This window comes from Shewanella oncorhynchi (assembly GCF_012584455.1).
Classification (GTDB): domain Bacteria; phylum Pseudomonadota; class Gammaproteobacteria; order Enterobacterales; family Shewanellaceae; genus Shewanella; species Shewanella oncorhynchi.
In genome coordinates, this window is record NZ_JABAEB010000002.1 from 519508 (window position 1) to 520193 (window position 686).

General features: G+C 45.3%; 1 rRNA gene. It reads right to left on the reverse strand.

Annotation, left to right across the window (positions count from 1 at the left end):
• Positions 1–459: 459 nt before the first annotated feature.
• Positions 460–575 (reverse strand): 5S ribosomal RNA (rrf, locus tag HGO26_RS04490).
• Positions 576–686: the final 111 nt, after the last annotated feature.

A 686-nucleotide genomic window follows, 5' to 3' on the forward strand; every position in this document is an offset into this window, starting at 1 on the left:
GGTGAGTTGGTGAGTTGGTGAGTTGGTGAGTTGGTGAGTTGGTGAGTTGGTGAGTTGGTGAGTTGGTGAGTTGGTGAGTTGGTGAGTAAAAATAGCGGAGAAACATGCAAGTTGAAAGAAAAATGGACTAATTTCTACAAATTGCAGACGCAAAAAAGCCAGCTTATTCAGCTGGCTTGGTTACATCTCAATGAGATAATTAGGCGCTTGGCGATGACCTACTCTCACATGGGGGTGAAATCATCGCGCTATAAATACGGAGTATTTAGCCATGATTGAACGCGAAGAAGCTTGTCTTCGTAGCTGGGGAGTCCGCTTAGCGGCGGGCGACCGCCATGGATGGTGGAAGTGTCAATATTGGAGGAACATTTATTGACCGACATCGAGATAGGTTTTCGCAAAGCGTATAAACACAAAAGCCCTAACTGTTTAGGCTAGGGCTTTGGCGTTTATTTGGATGCTTGGCGATGACCTACTCTCACATGGGGAGACCCCACACTACCATCGGCGCGTTTGCGTTTCACTTCTGAGTTCGGGATGGGATCAGGTGGTTCCACAAGGCTATTGTCACCAAGCAAATTCTGTTTATTACCGTGTCCATCTCTGGACCACGTTAATAATAATTCGGAAAGCTGATTTGCTTTGTTTGAGTTCAAACTTTATCAAGTATCTGTATTCTGTCTAAG